Origin of the sequence: Flavobacterium silvaticum (genome assembly GCF_012911565.1) — a bacterium.
Classification (GTDB): Bacteria; Bacteroidota; Bacteroidia; order Flavobacteriales; family Flavobacteriaceae; genus Flavobacterium; species Flavobacterium silvaticum.
Genome location: NZ_JAAMPU010000095.1, coordinates 62342 through 79447, shown reverse-complemented (window position 1 = coordinate 79447; position 17106 = coordinate 62342). Strand labels below are relative to the sequence as shown.

Here is a 17106-nt window from a genome sequence, read left to right as displayed (position 1 = left end):
GCGCACAGTCGGTATTGTTCAATGAATAACCCGCAGGAGGCGTGGAGGCGTTCACGGCACACACGCTGACCAAAGACCCGAATCCGAATCCGTCCCCGTCGGTATCCGCATAGAAATCGAATGAGGCATGCTTGGTGGCATCGGCATCGTTACAGTCAATGCCCAATGAGGTAGCACTGTAACCCGCAGGGATTGTGGCTCCATAACAAATAGTAGTGGTGCTTGCGGAAGCTCCGTATCCATCGGCATCGGCATCTACATATAAATTAGCTGACCGCCATTTGGAAGCATCGGTATCGTTACAATCGACACCTGAAGAAGTTGTAACATAACCTGCCGGAATCGAAGCTCCGTAACAAACAGAAGTGGAAGAGGCGGACGTAGTATATCCGTCACCATCTGTATCCACATACAAATTGGCTGACTGCCATCTGGTCGCATCGGCATCGTTACAATCTCCGCCAACCAATGCATAGCCGGATGGAACAGCAGAAGCGCTTGTGCTACAAATCTGAACGGCAGATCCGGTTCCAAAACCGTCATGGTCTGCATCTACATAAAACGGATACTGTTGGTTAACCGTCACCGTCACCGGTGTGGCTGCAACAGCGCAGCCTGCCGTAGGCGTGGCCGTAGCTGTGTATGTAGACGTACTTCCTGGTTTTGCATATACGGTAAGTGCAGATGAACCAGCCGTATAAGCAGTTGTCGCAGCGGCTGTGGTATAAAGGCCGGCAGCGGGTGTCCAAATGACCGGGGCCTGGATCGTCGCTCCGAATTTCATCCACGGACGCGTTGTGTAAGTGGAAATAGTGTTGGCAGCCTGTGTTCCGCAACTGGCAGTGTCGTCGGCATAGCTTCCCCAAACCGTGCGGGCCGGAGTCGTTGTGGTACGAACGGTAGAAGTGGATCCGTAACAATCGGTACAGGTTGCATTGGTGTCATTGTCGTGACAAATGTCAACAAGTATGTTTGATGTACCGTTCCATGTGAAGGCGGTGCTGAACCCAAATGTTTTGACACCGACAGCTGGCGTAGGCTCAGAAGCAGAACTGTATACTGTCACAAATGGTGTACTCGGAGTAGCATATGCCGCTCCCATGACAGTCACGGCTGTATGGGCCAATTTAATGGAGAAATTATTTTGAGGATAACTTCCGGAAGCCGTAACATCAAAGCTAAGCGAACTTAATTGCCCTGGCTGGATGCCGGCGGCAGTCAATTCACTGGCAAGGATAAGATATTGCTCACGCGAACCTTCATACAAAGCACTGAAAGGAGAAATTCCTGTAGTGCTTGTCGTGGAAGAGTTTGTTCCGATTGGTGTAATAGCCTGAACCATTCCACCCGTTGCTGTCAATGCTACGCCTGCATCGGTTACACATTTGGTGACAGATGTCGGGCTGACAGAAAGCGGTTGAGGAGTCCCGTTTACGGTGTATGTAAAAGTCACAGGCGTTCCGGTACATCCGTTGGCTTTTGGAGTTATCGTTATTGTTGCAACACCAAATGTCGGATTGAATGAAGGAATAGAAGTCACCCCAGTCTGATTAGCCAAACCGATTAATGTGCCTCCGGTGATGTCAAAAGTAACCCCTGTCGGTGCGCCTGTAAGGTTTAGGGCGGACGTTGGCGTGCCTGTACAAGCAGTTTGTGCAGCAGGAGCGGTTACAGTAGGCGTTGCATAAACGGTAAGTGCTACAATATCACTTGTTGCCGCTGCACCACATGAAGGTGTGACTACAACAGTATAATTTCCGCTCATCGCCGGAGTTGCAGATGTTACAGAAAGCGTTGCCGTAAGTGCTGATGCATTTCCGGTAATATTAGCGCCGTTTCTTTTCCACTGATACGTAAGGCCTGGCCCTGTTGCAGCAACAGATAGTGATATGGCTTCACCCTGACACTTGGTAACTGTTGCAGGTGATGGCTGAGAGGTAATCGTAGCTCCGGACTGGATTGTCACAGAAGTAGAAGCATTTCCGGAACATCCGGAAGCCGAACTCACCACAACATTATACGTTGTGTTAGCAGTCGGGTTCGCAACGGGATTCTGCAGATTTGATGTAAATCCGGCCGGAACAGAAGTCCAGGCATAGGTAAACGTCGGATAACTACTAGGTGTAAACCTATATACCGTATTTGACGCAGGCTTGGTGTTTATCCCTGTTGAATTGGTTGTACTCGTAAGTGTAGCCGGGGAGATGCTTGACAGGTTCACATAAGTTCCTGTACCGCTTCCGGTAGCCGCATTCATACCTATGCTTGCTCCGCTGGTTAAACCTCCATTGGAATAGGCACCGGCTTCGCTTCGGTAAGCAAATTCGATTATATTGGACGTTTCATACAGTTTAACCTGGAAACTAATGGTTGCGGCATCAGCGGTGTAATCCCATTCCCAGTTTCTCCATTCCATTGTCATTACCCTGTATGGTGCAGATCCTGTAACCTCAAAACCAGCATAGGCACCTGCGACGGAACCGTCAAGGTCATCCCAAAGAGGGGCGATAATAGGTCGGTTTCCACCGCCTGCGTTTTGAAGATTATTGGTGACATTCGTTGTGGATCCGGATGCAAAACTTATATATCCGTTTGAAAATGGTCTGAATTGCGTGTAGTTTGTGCCGCCATAATTAAAGGTAAAGCCAATGTTCTGCATGGCTGCTGTTTCGGTATCGTCACCCAATAATTCAGTTAGCGGGGTTGCGCCGGAACCAACAGGAGTATAAGGGGAGGTAGTAGCAGCTAAAGTGTATCCGCTGATCGCACCAGTCGTGTAACTTTGGACGCCACCCGCACTAAGCTGTACGGCACCGCCCGAGCATACCACTTGAAGGTTAGATGATGCCGAAGCAGCTACCCCATTTCCAATAGTAACTGTGACCGTAGTTGATTTGCTGCAGTTGTTTGCATCAGTTCCCGTAACGGTGTATGTAGTTGTAGCAGATGGGGTGGCTATGACGGTAGCTCCTGTAGTAGCTGATAATCCTGTCGCCGGAGACCATGTGTATGATACGGCTCCGCTTGCCGTTAGTGAGACTCCGGTTCCAGGAGTACAATACGTGGCAGAAGGAGGATTAACGGTCACATTCGGATTGCTTATTTGCAATGATGCCGGGTTTGAATTCGCACCTCCGCAACTTCCGCCGACAACAGCACGGTAATAATACAATCCTCCAGGAGTAGTGGCTGAATAATTCACGGTTAGTGTAGCCGTGCTGCTTCCGCTGTACGTTATTCCTGTAGGCGGTGTTCCGGGCAAATTAACAAACGACCCTTCGATGCCGGTAGCAGAATATTGCCACAGATAGTTAAGTCCGCTTCCTGTTGCATTGACGGTAAACGTCTTGCTTCCAGCTTGATTCCCGCATCCAATCTGGTTAGCCGGTTGTCCTGAAGGAGCAATCGAAACGGGTTGGTTGACAGTCAACGTAGCACTCGAAAAAACAGAAGATTCAAAAGTAGTACTGCCTACTTCTATGTAAAAGATCCATCCATTATTAGCGATACTGATGCCATCGACTACAAGGGTTCCGTTTACAGATGTATCATATGTGAGGCCATCTGCCAAAGCATCGATTGGTTGCGGCCCATCACCAAGGTTTTTGTTTACATACCAATTCCAGAAATCAACATCACCTGTGGTCTGAACCGTAAAAGTAGCAGTTGTTTGTCCGCAAAGTGTAACCGGAGCAGGCGTTCCGGGAACAATTCCGGTTTGTCCTACAAGAAGTAAAGCTCCGGCCGATACGAATTGTGAACAAGGAGAAGTTCCTGTGAGGATTACCCTGAAATACAAACCGTTCAAGTCTTCTGTAGCCGAAGTGATATTTAGTGTTACAACTCCATCTACAGGTACTGTTCCCGATACATTTTCAAAAGGAGCCGTTGCAGTAAGGTCGTCAAAGTTTTCACCATCTGCCGAAACCTGCCACTGGAATGTTTGTGCATTACTTGTATGCACCGTGAATTCGGTTGGTGTGTTAAGCAGGGCGTTGGCACTCGACGGGTCATCAGATACAATTTTCGGACTAACCGTAACAACGTGAGATTGGGCAGATGTACAGCCGTTTGAAGTTATGGTGTAAGAAATAGTCGCAGTGCCGGCACTTACGCCTGTTACAAAACCACCAGAAACTGTTGCTACATCAGGATTTGAAGTGGACCATGTGCCTGCACTCGAGGCCGTGGTCAATGTAATGACGGAATCCTGGCAAACGGTTGAAGGTCCTGTAATAGGTTCTACTTCCGGACTTGCGGTTATGGTAATCGCACCAGGGCTTGTTGCCGTTCCGTTAGGACCTGTAACAGTGATGGTGCCCGTTTGGGAATCTGCAAGTAAATTGACCTGGATACTTGTTGCACTGACCGGTGTAAAGGTAAGAGACTGTCCATTCAGGGTTACTGATGTGACCTGGTTAAGGTTTGTCCCGGTAACGGTTATCGGTGTTGATGTCGCTGCTGCGGAACATAAAGATGTTGGGCTAAGCGTATTAATCGTTGGAGGTAAAAGCTCTATCCTGAAATCATCGAATGAAAGACTTCTCGCGTTTGCATTGGCAGCGTTGGCACCTTTTACGACAATATAGAACGGTGCTGCATTGAAAGACGTTGGGATGTTCAGCGTATAATTATACCATCCGGCAGCCGCAACAACTGGGCTCAACGTATATCTGAGTGAAATGGCGGCCAGATCTGTGGCACCGGTGGTTGAAGCGCTTGTGTTTACAGAAAAGGTAATCACGTCTGCAACGGCTGCATCTGTGCCTCTGTAAACCCATACGTTGACCCTTAACGGATTGCTACCGGCTGCTGCAGAGAAATTGAACTGTGGAGAATAAAGCACGCTGTTGTTTGCCGTAGTAGTATTGCTGTTAAGTCCCATGAAGTTCGTGCCTCCGTGTGCCGCAGATGTGCTGTTATTTGTTGTCGTGACAGCCCATGTGTTTCCGGCGACTGTTTGTGTAGACCAGCAAGCCGGTAAAATACCTCCTTCAAAATTTTCGGTGAAAGGCAATGTGGTCGTCGGGTTACATAATGTGCGCAGGGTCACAGCAGATGTCCATGCGCTTTGGTCGCTTCCGCCGCAGGTACTTTTGACATACACGGAATAAACAGATCCGGCCGTCAAGCCATTGGCCGTAGCCGAAACGGTTGGCGAATTCACTGATCCTGAAGCTACGAGTCCGGTTGCTCCACTTCCTGCAGTTCCGCTTGAACGAACTTCGTATTGATAAGAAGCAGGCGACCCGATTGGAGCTGTCCAGTTTATCGTTGCTGTTGTCGTTGTGATTGCCGTTAAATTGACATTTGAAGGGGAAAGACAGGTTGGTCCGAGAATTACCGAAATATCATCGACATACAAATAGAACTGATCGGCAATTGAATAGGCATTGAAGCCTATATAATAAACCCCGGTTGAAGGGGGTGTAAAATAAACTTCATTGGTCGCTGCTGTGGCTGTGTTTATCGTAGGGTGATCGGCCAATGCCAGGGTCATGCCAGCAGCAGACGCAGATGTCCCATACTTCACTTTAAGTTTCTCGTTGTAGGTAGTACTGTCGTTATTACCGTATTTATATGACAATTTGTAAATAGTTCCGGCAGTTAAATTCAAGCCCTGGGTAAAAAACCAGGAGTTGGCGGCTGCATCTGTATTCCATGCATATCGTAAGGCATTGGAAGAGAAGCCGCTGTCAGAAACTGCTGCAGTCTGCCAATCGTTACCACTTACAGTGACTCTTGATGTACAAGATGGAAGATTCGGAACCGTGACGGAATTGAAGTTCTCAGTATATGGAACGGAGGTGGCTATGCATGTAGTTGTAAATGTGCCTGCTGAGCTCCATGCTGAAAAAACTCCCGATCCGCAACTTGAACGCACATAGAAGGTGTAGGCGGTATTGGGTGTTAATGCGGTCAGGTTGTCGTCTACATCCCCGGCAACTGTTGAGCCGCTGGTAGTCAAGCCTGTATTGCCGCTTCCTGCTGCGCCGGCTGTACGGATTTCATATTCATAACCTCCAGTTGGCGCAATTGTAGGAGCAGTCCATGAGATAGTAGCAGTGCTTGAGCCGACTGCCGAAGATGCCACGGCAGGTGGAGACTGGCAACTAGGGGATGCTTTGATTTGTATGTCATCTATGTGGCAATTGTCACCATAATTACTGGTAAATAAAAAGCCGACATATATAAACGCCTGATTACCTGCAGCAGCAGGAAGCGTTACGGTTTTGGAAACCCAACCCTGGGTTACGGTATTGTTCTCGTTTATAGTGCTGCCGGCATTGACCCAAGTTGTTCCGTTCAGCGAATATTGAACCTGTACGTTGTCGGTATAATTCGGATAACCATTGCCTTCCAGCCATTTGAAGGATACATCGACACTCGGGGTGCCGGTCGTAATTATTTTAGGGGAGGAAAAGCGCAATTGATCCCCGGAGTCACAGGAGTATGAATTGAATCTGTAAAAGCCTGTTCCTTCCGGAATCACTGTTGAAGTAGGATTGGCAGCCGAAGTTACGTAGCTAAATGCAGGTGTTCCGTTCGATCCGCCATCCACTAAAATACTGGAGTTCCAACAGCTGATCGAAGCCGAGTTCAATCCCTGATTCGCCTGAAGTGTCAATGAAGAACAGGCAGTATAACCAAAACGGATATGTGGAACAGCAGATACCGCCGTAGCGTCGGTCGCACGCAGTGTCGCATTATTGTTGCGTTCCCAGACTACGCCTCTTGCCGTGGTGGTAAACCAGCGAAATGCACGGGCTCCGGCAGCTTCATTGGTTGCGGTTGTTCCGTAATTGCTCTTAATCAAAACCTCTAGGTTTCCACCGCTGTAGCTAAACGGTGTAGATAGGGTGATGGTTACCCATCCACCGGCAGTTACTGCAGGAATGGTTCCGGAATAAACCGAAGTCGAAGTTGCCGTCGCATTGGCATAACTCGCCGTGCTAAGTGTAGCAGCGGAAGTATTTTGCATGCTTACCACAACCGGAACTGCGACCGACGCCGTTTGAGCATCTACATAAAATGCAATGGAATTAATCGTGGCCGGTCCCGTGCCGATTTCGGAAGCCAGATAAATAGCATCAAACCCCGCATAATCGGTGGCGCCATGAAATGGTTTGTTCAGGTAAGCCCCGCTTCCGGTACCGGTGGGGTTTCCGGCTGGGATAGTGACTGTCTGAGCCGTGGTGATCAGACCAAATAACAAAAAGAATGTGGCAAGAAACCAATTCTTTTTAAAAGCCGTTCTTATTTCCGAGGCTTTTATAAAACCTTGGAAACCATTGTAATTCTCAACCATATAGAAAAGTTTAGTATTACAATAATAACATATAATTAACAAGAATGCCTATGGGTAATCTTGTTAAAGGGCCTATTTTATGAATAAAATCGATTAGGGGTCAAAAAAAACGATAAAGTACTTATTTTATAATGTTTGTGGAGGGTAATAACTGACAATTTCTTAAGTGTGAGTGTTTGAATAGATGGCTATTTAGTAAAAAGTCAGTATTTCATCTGATACAATCTTTTTTAAATTATTATTACGCCATTAGATATTTTTTAGTAATCCTTTTCAAAAAAGCATTCTTTCAAGTCCTTGTTTTTCATTGAAATATAACCGGAAAAATGTTAATTCTGTTAAACATTTTGTAAGAAATTTTTCCTCGTCGATACGATTTCTGTTTTTTGTCTGTTATAGGATAATCATCACCGGAGCGACGCATCCTTTAAAACTAAAGGTGTGGCGAATCGGAACCATCAATCAAACCAAACGAACAATCAATGCCTAAATTTTTCTACTTCCTACTATTGGCGGGTGCGTCCGCTTTTTCCCAGAACATCACGATCAAAGGTAAAATCCTTGAAGACAAAACCCAGATTCCGCTGGAAGCAGTAACGGTCTATCTGGTATCTGCAAAGGATTCGACCATGATCGATTACACCATCACCGACAAATCCGGAAATTTCAGCCTTGCCACCAGAAAGACGGACAAGCCTGTAATCTTCAAAGTGTCTTTTGTCGGCTATCAGCTAATTGAAAAAACATACGAAAAAGGGTTGTCTGAAAGCGCCGATTTTGGCACCATGCGGTTACAGGATGCAGGCGAAATGCTCGGGGAAGTGGTCGTAAAATCAGAAGCGCCGCCAATCCGGATCAAGAACGATACACTTGAATTTAACGCAGCATCGTTCAAGATCAGGCCTGATTCCAATGTGGAAACCCTGCTCAAACAGTTACCCGGCGTGGAAATAGATGCCGACGGAAAGATTACCGTCAACGGAAAAGAAGTCAACCAAATCCTGGTGAACGGAAAACCGTTTTTCGATAAGGATGGAAAAGTCGCTTTGCAGAACCTGCCATCGGACATCATCAACAAAGTCCAGATCACCGATACCAAATCCAAGAAAGAAGAGCAAACGGGTGAAAAGGCAAGTTCGAATAATGCCAGCATCAACCTGACGATAGACGAAGACAAGAACAAAGGCTTCTTTGGCAAAATCAATGGCGGTTACGGAACCGACGATAGATATGAAAGCAGCCTGATGCTCAACTACTTTAAGGACAAACGCAAGCTTTCGGTAATCGGGTCGGCCAACAATATCAATTCGACAGGTTTTTCGATGAACGAGATTTTCGACAGCATGGGTGGCGGGCGCAATTCATCGGTCTGGATGAATGACGACGGTAGCTTTGGCATCAACGGAATGCAGTTTGGCGGTGGATACGGAATCACGAAATCACAATTACTCGGGCTAAATTATTCAGATGAGCTGGTCAAAGATTTCACGACGAACGGAAGTTACTTTTATACGGCCGCCGATACTGAGAACGACAACAAATACAATGAAGTGCGTTTATTGCCGGAAGGTGATTTGACTACGGCATCCGAATCGGTCAGCCGTAATTATAAATACGCGCACAATGCCAATATCGAGTTCGAGGTCAAGCCGGATTCATTGACGAGCATCACTGTTCGCCCGAAATTCGTCAAGGCGTACAATTTGAGTACGAGTAAGGGTGCTTCGACTACTGTTCGTGAAGACGGGCAACTGGCCAACGACAGTAATTTCGATAACCGGACAGACCAGGATACGCATCAGGTAGGGACTGAATTCTATTTCACGCGAACTTTCAAAAGAAAAGGGCGCTATATTTCCGGCTGGGGCGATTTGAGCAGCAATGTTGACCATACCGATAAACGCACCACATCTTTCAACAATCGGTACGAAGACCTGAATGGAGATGGTATATCAGACCAGACTATTGTAGACAACCGGAACCAGTTGGTACGCGACAAAGTGATACAGGATAACTACAATGTCAGTGTCGAATACCGTGAACCTTTACGTGATTCGCTTGCCGTGGATCTTGCTTTAAATTTCAACAGCAGGCAAGTTGTTCGTGACCGTGACGGTTTGAATTACAACGATGCCACGGGTGAATATGACCTTACTGATATCGACCTGTCGCATTACCAAAGTTCAAGGGCGCAGACCATTGGCCCGAGTGCCGGAATAAGCATGGAGAAGAAGAAATTCTCGTTCAGTCTTCGCGGCGGAACCGATATATCTGTTTTCGATAACCATTCGTATTACCAGGGCGTTTACACCAGATTGATCAAGCATTACCTGCTTCCGAATGCAAATGCATGGGCAAATTTCCAGTTCACCAAATCGATGTCCATGTGGATGAACTACAGCTACAATGTCGATTTCCCTTGGGGTTCGCAGATATTGCCGATCGTGGACGTGTCGAATCCGTTCAACACCATTAGGGGTAATGCCGAGGTCGAGCCGAACAAATCGCATTATTTCTACCTGAGCCTGCGCGATTACGACTATGCCACAAAATCTGGCTGGAGCATTTATGCCGGCGGAAATTTATTCGACAACCAGGTAGTTTCGAGTACTATCTATGATTCGTCCGGTAAAGCGAACACCACGTATGAAAATGTTTCGGGAGCCGTGAATTCGTGGTTTGGCGGAAACTGGAACAAATCAATCAAACACGAAGCGCACAAGTTCCGTTTTGGTTTTGGTGCCAATGCAGGTTACAACCGTAATTTAGGCTATACAAACGGCGAATTGTACGATTCCAAAAGCATGCGCATCACGCCTCGCGTCAACTTCAATTACGATTATGGCGAATTACTAACGATTTCCCCTAAGTACGATTTCACCTATACCGATACCAAATACACCAATTTTAACCGTGACCGCGAAAGCAACGTGACGCATCGGGTAGCTTTACAGACTACCAGTTATTGGCCAAAACATGTGGTTTGGGGTAATGATCTGACATATACCTACAATTCGAATTTGGGCGACGGATTCAAGAAAGATTTCTATTTGTGGAACATGAGCCTTGGGTATAATTTCCTAGGAGATTCACTTTTGGCCAAGATTAAAGTGTACGATTTGCTCAACCAGAACCAGAATACCATGCGGACGATTTCTTCAACTACAGTCCGTGACGAACAGAATACGGTCTTGAAACGGTATCTGATGTTTTCGCTTACGTACTCGCTGAAGAAATTCGGAGGGAAGAAGAAAGAGGGCGGCGCGTTCTTTTTTGAAGATTAAAAGAATATTTCTTTGAACGGTTAAAGCCAGCCTGCAGAATAATGACAAAGCCCGGATTTATCCGGGCTTTCTTGTTGGTCATTATCTGGAAATACTTTATTTCCGGATGAACTTTTGGGAAAAGGTTTTTCCATCTGAAGTTTGAATCCGGGCTAAATACAATCCGCCTGGAAGCAAACTCAAATCTATTGATGCCTTCTCTGAATTATCAACGCGGAATTCCATAGGTTTTTGCGGTCCGGTCAGTTGGGATATGCTTATAGAACTTATCTTTTCATCTTTAAGGAAGACATTCAAAATTCCATTGGTAGGATTCGGATATAAAACAACTTCATTCTTCTGAAGCGTATCGATTGCTGACGTATCATCATGTTCTTCTTCCGATGGGGCCGTCCGTCCCAGATATGTTCCTGAACATCCCTCAATATAACCCCTGAAACGTGAAGTATTCGGGGCATAAAATCCATTGGTTAGGACAACGCTGGTGCCTGCATGATAAATTCCTGCCGTTCCTGCCGAAAATGTATTAGATGCTGTAATGGTTTGTGAGGCCTGACGCGTATCGGTACCAAAGGTGACTGCTGTAGACAAAATAAGATTAGAGGTACAGTCATTCGCCTTCAGGACAAGTTGTGGCATTCTGTTGATTGAATATGTATTCAGATAGAGCACGTCAGCTGTAACGGAACTGGCTGAATAAGAATTGGATCCTATTATCTGATGTAAATATTTGTTCCTGTTTCCGGTTGTTTGTACCGAACTTACCCAAATCTCACCTTTGTCATTTTTTTGGAGATAAGTAAACATTGAAGATGGTGTTGTCGTTGAAGTCATATTCAACGTGATTAAGGGGTTTGATAAATTTGTCAAGTCCTTCACTACAATTTCTCCTTTGCTGAATGGAATACTGCTGAGTGGTTTGGGTTTGCGCACGTAGAACAAATTACCCGAGTTAGGGGATAATTCAAATCCAGTAATCTGATACTCGGACATTAGCGAAAGATAATTAGAAAATGCACCTGTTGTCGAATTGAAATTCAGCTGGTAAAAAGAACTGGTGTTTGCAAATTCTCCATTGTCAGTATCGTAGTCATCACCTGAATCAGAATATTGAAGACCAATCAGTTTTGTTTTGTCATTAGTAATCCTAAAGTTTGCGCCTTCTTTTCCATTTATAAGTACGTGGGCGGAGTCAAAAGTTCCCAAATTATAGATTTGTGATGATGTAAAGCCAGAAGTGACGGGAACTGAATTAAGGCCGCTCGCATCGATTTTATAACTTAAGATATTGTTTCCCGATTGTAAGATTACCCAATATGCAGTGTCGTCAACATTTGTTGTAACAACTAATGGCCCATAATAAAAACTATTTGCAGCAGGATTTAATGAGGCGTCTTTCAATACCTTAGTGTAATATGACTCCGGATAACTGCCTGATGAAGGATTTATATTCAATAGTATCCCAAGCGGATTTGCAGCGTTGAATTCAACCAACGAATAAGCATATATAATTCCACCAGTCGTACTCGTGCAAAGGCAGGGATTGTCAACTGACCTAATCACGTAATACTGGCTTATATTTCCCGGATTTGGCACAATGACCACGTTCTGTACGGAAAGGCCCAAGTCGGTTCCATTTGTCATAATTGCATGTGTACTATTCCAGACTGTAACACCATCCGTGTAGAACAGTAGATTTCCGCTAGTATCACTAATTGTCGCAAGTCCGTATTTATTAGCCGCTGCCGTTATTGTTGTGACGGACGGTGTGTTGCCGTTAACTTTTACATCTTGTGTTCCAAGCTGCCAGTGGTTGTTACGCGGATTTTGCGAAAAGCTATTTATTGCCGCAAACAACAATAAACCATATAAGACAGATATATTTTTCATCTTTTTATGGGCTTATTGTTTCTTTTCAAGTAAAAGATTCATCTGGGCTTTCAACGTTTCGATTTCCTTTTGCTGCTGGATAAGATAAAGCGTCAACTCCTCAATTTTCTCCTGCTGTATTTTTGCCATATTCGCCAATTCGATACCGTCGGATTCCACTTCACAGGCAGAAGGAACATTTGGCAAATGCCCGTTGTCTGTAATAAATTGCTCAACTTCCGATAAAGGTCTTAAGTGATAGTCGTCTTTAAAGACATAATCAGCCCAGCCTGATACAGTATTTACCCGAACCTCTTCCGTCAATATTCCTCCTTTTACAAAAAGTTTGTAATTCGCGACCGAAACACCTCCGGCAGTAGTCGGAAAAGATCCGAATGCCGTATTGTATTCTCCGCCAATCCCAACTTTCCCATGGAACTTCAGCTGACGGCTGCCGTTAACGAAACTTCCCCAAATAAGTGGGTTTTGTGTATTGGAATTATCGACAAACAATAAATCGTTCCCGCTTCCTGATTTGCCTGCACCCTGGCCAACGAATATATTGTATGAACCAGTCGCTGTGTTTCCGGCCAAAAAGCCAAGATAGGTATTGTTGGTTCCGGTGGTATTTGCGTCGCCGGCACCATGGCCCAGGAATGAATTCCCTCCGCCAGAAGTTGTGTTCGAACCACATGCTGTACCAATCAGTGTGTTGTATGAGCCTGTGTTATTATACCCTGCTCCGTTTCCGATAAAGGTATTGGATATGCCGGTAATATTATAGGAGCCTGCATTTGTTCCTAACATTGTATTGCCTAACCCTGTTGTATTCGAAGAGCCGGCCTGATAGCCCACAAATGTATTTGAAGCTCCTGTTGTTACAGCTCCGGCACTGGTTCCTACAAATGTACTGTTGTTTCCGGCAGTAGAATTGGTCACTACGGAACCAGACGCAGTTGCTTTCAATGTTTGTGACTGCAGACTGAAAGAGGCCAGTACTGCCATGATTCCAAATTTTAATCTTTTTTTCATGATAGATATATTAAGTTAATTTAATACAAATACACTCATGGTGAGTTCGTTATGACTCCATGATTGAAAAGGCGATAAGTTTGAATTTGGAATAGGCCTAACTTACGAAATTAGCTCGGCAGATTGAGTATCTGGAAAAGATATTGTTGTTAAGATTGGGTTAGGTTTTTAAAGCTTGTTGATTATAGGCTGAATTTCAAAAAATTAAGGCCGGAATAGATTCCGGCCTAATTAAAGAATATTTTATCTTACCAACCACCGCTGGATCCGCCTCCACTAAATCCGCCTCCGCCGAATCCGCCACCGAATCCGCCTCCGCCACCACTAAATCCTCCACCACCCGAAGATCCTCCGAAACCACCGCGTCCCAAGCTGCTCAGGATTATGATATCGCTAAGTGTAGAGCCAAAACCACCTCCGCGTCCTCCGTTACCACGGCCTCCGCGTCCTCTTAGGATAATGATTAGGATAAAGAATCCGATTATGAGAAATGCAGGCCACGGAAAGCTTTCGTTATCCTGCTTTCGGGTGCCTTTGTATTTGCCCTGGAGCGCCAGGAAAATCGCATCGGAACCTTTGTCAAGCCCGGCGTAGAAGTTTCCTTGTTTGAATTCAGGAGTTATGATGTAATCTATGATTTGTTTTCCGGTTGCGGCAATCAATCGGTCTTCGACGCCGTAACCCGGATAGATGCCGATTTTTCGCTCCTTGACAGCCATGAGGATAAAAACACCGTTGTCTTCTTTTTCCTGCCCGACGCCCCATGCATGACCCCATTTCGGGCCGAGTATGTTGATATCTTCGTTTTCGATGGTCGGAACGCTGACAAAAACAATCTGGGTCGTGGTCGAATCGGAATACCGGATCAGTTTTTCTTCGAGTTGCGACCGTTCCGATTCATCTAGAACTTTTGCATAGTCGTAAACGCTCGTCTGGAACGAAGGTTTCTCAGGAATCTTGAACTGGGCCGAAACGGTTATCGAAACAAAAGCGATAAAAGCCAAAAGGCTTCTGCTAAAAAAAGAGTTTTGCATCAGCCTTTTGAAATTTCATTTGACAGTTCATCGGTATCGTCGTTTTGCCACGGGAAATACTGCTGCAATCTTTCGCCTGCACGTGAAATTCCGGCAATGAGCCCTTGTTTGAAGTCGCCGTTGCGGAAATGCTCGGCCATGGCATCTTTGGTACAATCCCAAAAATCATTTTCCACTACGGCATCGATTCCTTTATCGCCCAGAATCACGAACTGTTTGTCATCTGAAGCCAGATAAATCAATACACCGTTCTGCAATTTTGTATTGTCCATCTTTAGTAAATGAAACAATTCCCTGGCGCGGTCAAAATGTGGTGCTACAGACGAACGTTCAATGTGCACGCGGATTTCACCAGAAGTCTGGCCTTCTGCTAGCCGGATCGCTTCGACTACTTCCAGTTCTTCGTTGCGGGTCAGCAAATCGATGGCTTCAGGCATTTGTTAGAATTTTACTTCGACAGGTTTGTCAGCGCCTTCGACAGATTTGAAAAATGCTTTCTCAGGATAAGACCCACCTAGTACAAGGCTTTGTGGTACTTTCAAAACATATCCGTTATAGGCCTGGACCGATTCGTTGAAACGGGTGCGCGCTGTAAGGATCTGGTTTTCTGTGCTTGTCAATTCAGCCTGCAAATCACGGAAATTCTGGGTTGCGGACAGTTGAGGATATTGTTCGGCTACCACCAACAAACGTGATAGGGAAGATGTTACACCAGCCTGAGCCTGTTGGAATTGGGCCAATTGTTCCGGTGTGATGTTAGACGGATCGATGTTGACCGATGTCGCTTTTGCCCGGGCTTCGATAACGGCCGTTAACGTGCCTTTTTCAAAATCGGCGGCACCTTTTACCGTGTTGACCAAATTGCCAATCAGGTCATTCCGTCTTTGATAAGCCGTTTCCACATTACCCCATTCTTTACCTACAGCCTGGTTGTATTGAAGCGCCGTGTTTTTAACGCCAATCCACCAAAAAATCAAGATCAATACGACACCTGCGATAATGATCCACGGAAGAAATTTTCTCATTTTGAATTTGTTTTAAAAGTTGTTTTTGTTTGTTTAAAATTTTTAGGATATCCGTTTGTTCGAATAAATAATTACAATAAAAAATAATAATAACTAAAGTGCGTCTTTCAAATCGGTCAGTTGCTTTTTAATGCCTTCAAGTTTGCTGATGATTTCATATTTGTCGAGCGTTTTTTTCTGTCCTTCTTTCAAATGCACACGCGCTCCGTCCAGCGTAAAGCCGCGTTCCTTGACCAGGTGATAAATGAGTTGAAGGTTTTTGACATCTTCCGGTGTAAACATCCGGTTGCCTTTTGCGTTCTTTTTGGGTTTGAGAACATCGAATTCCTTGTCCCAGAAACGAATCAGCGATGCATTCACGTTGAACGCCTTCGCCACTTCGCCTATGCTGTAATACCGTTTGTCCGGTGATAAATCTATCTGCATTTAGTCTAACGATTGGTTTTCCTGGTCGGCAGCTTTGGCAATCGCCACATATTCCGCTGCCGAAATGTTTGCATAATAAAAATTGAGCGGGTTCACCACCTCGCCGTTTTTGTGCACTTCGTAATGCAGGTGAGGTGCCTCGCTTCGGCCCGTGCTTCCTACATAACCTATGATTTCGCCCCGCTTGACGTGTTGTCCGCGCTTTGCCTTGTACTTGCTTAAATGTCCGTAAAGTGTTTCGTAACCGTAACCATGACGAATCACGATGTGGTTTCCGTAACCCGATTCGTTGCTGTCGGCACGTTCCACAATTCCGTCACCTGTTGCAAAAACAGGCGTTCCGGTACGCGATGAAAAATCCATTCCCGCATGGAACTTGCTCACTTTGGTAAACGGATCTGTACGATATCCGAATCCCGAAGCCACCGCACTCAGGTTTTCTTTCCTGACCGGCTGAATCGCCGGGATAGCAGCAAGCAGTTTGTTTTTCTTTTTCGCCAATGATACAATTTCATCGAGCGATACGCTTTGCAATACCAATTGCTTTTTGATGCTGTCCATGCGTTTGCTCGCAGTCGTCACCAATTCCACATTGTTGTAACCTTCAAGCTCTTTGTATCGGTTCTTTTGGCTATCTTTTTTTTGTTTTTCGTCGGCCGATTTTGACGAGTTGAAATAACTTCGGTAAATATTCTCGTCTCTTTGCTCAAGGCCGTCGAGTGCCGCATCCACTTCATCCATCTGACGTTCCAAAAGCGAATAATTGAGCTTGAGGTTCTCGATTTCGCGCGCCTGCAACCTGTCTTTTGGCGTATCGAAGAAAGGCGTACTGATCACTACATAGAAAGCCAGCGTCCCAAACAATGCCGATGCCAGCAGGAACAAGGCCGCATAGCCTAGTTTCGTGGCCTTTTTCACCTTGATCTTGCGGAATGCCAGATTTTCAGGATCGTAGTAATATTTTACCTTCTTCATGTTGCGAAATATCCTATTTTTGCACGTTAAAAACAGGCGATTTGACCGATGTTACGACTCGGTTCGAAACAAATGTAGTGAATTTGGAAATTTGAAGATTTGGAAATTTGAAAATGATATGAGTCATAATATTCTTTCCGGTTTTAGCATTT

Annotated in this window: 9 protein-coding genes; 1 reads left to right on the top strand and 8 read right to left on the bottom strand. The window is 45.5% G+C overall.

Going from position 1 to position 17106, the window contains the following annotated elements; genetic code table 11:
- Positions 1 to 7309: beta strand repeat-containing protein (locus G6047_RS01760; protein ID WP_169525752.1), on the bottom strand; the 7309-nt coding region annotated here is incomplete at its 3' end.
- 482 nt (positions 7310 to 7791) lie between these two features.
- On the opposite strand from G6047_RS01760, the gene G6047_RS01755 reads away from it, so the two are divergent.
- Positions 7792 to 10593 (top strand): outer membrane beta-barrel protein, encoded by a 2802-nt coding sequence (locus tag G6047_RS01755; RefSeq protein ID WP_169525751.1) that lies wholly within the window; start codon positions 7792 to 7794, stop codon positions 10591 to 10593.
- 96 nt (positions 10594 to 10689) lie between these two features.
- Here G6047_RS01755 and G6047_RS01750 read toward each other — a convergent pair whose 3' ends face one another.
- The 7 genes from G6047_RS01750 to G6047_RS01720 all read right to left on the bottom strand — a co-directional run bounded on the left by G6047_RS01750 (position 10690) and on the right by G6047_RS01720 (position 16954).
- A complete protein-coding gene (locus G6047_RS01750; protein ID WP_169525750.1) occupies positions 10690 to 12483 on the bottom strand; it encodes a 3-coathanger stack domain-containing protein in 1794 nt (597 codons plus the stop codon).
- 12 nt (positions 12484 to 12495) lie between these two features.
- Entirely contained in the window at positions 12496 to 13494 is a 999-nt protein-coding gene (locus G6047_RS01745; protein ID WP_169525749.1) for a hypothetical protein, read from the bottom strand.
- A gap of 248 nt (positions 13495 to 13742) precedes the next feature.
- Positions 13743 to 14528: a TPM domain-containing protein gene (locus G6047_RS01740; protein WP_169525748.1), complete on the bottom strand. Its 786-nt coding sequence runs from the start codon at positions 14526 to 14528 to the stop codon at positions 13743 to 13745.
- On the bottom strand, positions 14528 to 14965 hold the full coding sequence (locus tag G6047_RS01735; RefSeq protein ID WP_169525747.1) for a TPM domain-containing protein: 438 nt from the start codon (positions 14963 to 14965) through the stop codon (positions 14528 to 14530). The genes G6047_RS01740 and G6047_RS01735 overlap by 1 nt, the downstream gene beginning before the upstream one ends.
- A 3-nt stretch (positions 14966 to 14968) precedes the next feature.
- A complete protein-coding gene (locus G6047_RS01730) occupies positions 14969 to 15553 on the bottom strand; it encodes a LemA family protein (RefSeq protein WP_169525746.1) in 585 nt (194 codons plus the stop codon).
- A gap of 93 nt (positions 15554 to 15646) precedes the next feature.
- Positions 15647 to 15979 carry a MerR family transcriptional regulator gene (locus G6047_RS01725; RefSeq protein ID WP_169525745.1) on the bottom strand — a complete coding sequence of 111 codons (333 nt, stop codon included), beginning with the start codon at positions 15977 to 15979 and terminating at the stop codon, positions 15647 to 15649.
- On the bottom strand, positions 15980 to 16954 hold the full coding sequence (locus G6047_RS01720; protein ID WP_169525744.1) for a M23 family metallopeptidase: 975 nt from the start codon (positions 16952 to 16954) through the stop codon (positions 15980 to 15982). It abuts the gene before it with no gap.
- Positions 16955 to 17106: the final 152 nt, after the last annotated feature.

Bases quoted from the DNA above. Each gene is read 5' to 3' on its own strand.
- G6047_RS01735 (WP_169525747.1), bottom strand. From the start codon at position 14,965: ATGCCTGAAGCCATCGATTTGCTGACCCGCAACGAAGAACTGGAAGTA.
- G6047_RS01750 (WP_169525750.1), bottom strand. From the start codon at position 12,483: ATGAAAAATATATCTGTCTTATATGGTTTATTGTTGTTTGCGGCAATA.
- G6047_RS01720 (WP_169525744.1), bottom strand. From the start codon at position 16,954: ATGAAGAAGGTAAAATATTACTACGATCCTGAAAATCTGGCATTCCGC.
- G6047_RS01755 (WP_169525751.1), top strand. From the start codon at position 7,792: ATGCCTAAATTTTTCTACTTCCTACTATTGGCGGGTGCGTCCGCTTTT.
- G6047_RS01745 (WP_169525749.1), bottom strand. From the start codon at position 13,494: ATGAAAAAAAGATTAAAATTTGGAATCATGGCAGTACTGGCCTCTTTC.
- G6047_RS01730 (WP_169525746.1), bottom strand. From the start codon at position 15,553: ATGAGAAAATTTCTTCCGTGGATCATTATCGCAGGTGTCGTATTGATC.
- G6047_RS01740 (WP_169525748.1), bottom strand. From the start codon at position 14,528: ATGCAAAACTCTTTTTTTAGCAGAAGCCTTTTGGCTTTTATCGCTTTT.
- G6047_RS01725 (WP_169525745.1), bottom strand. From the start codon at position 15,979: ATGCAGATAGATTTATCACCGGACAAACGGTATTACAGCATAGGCGAA.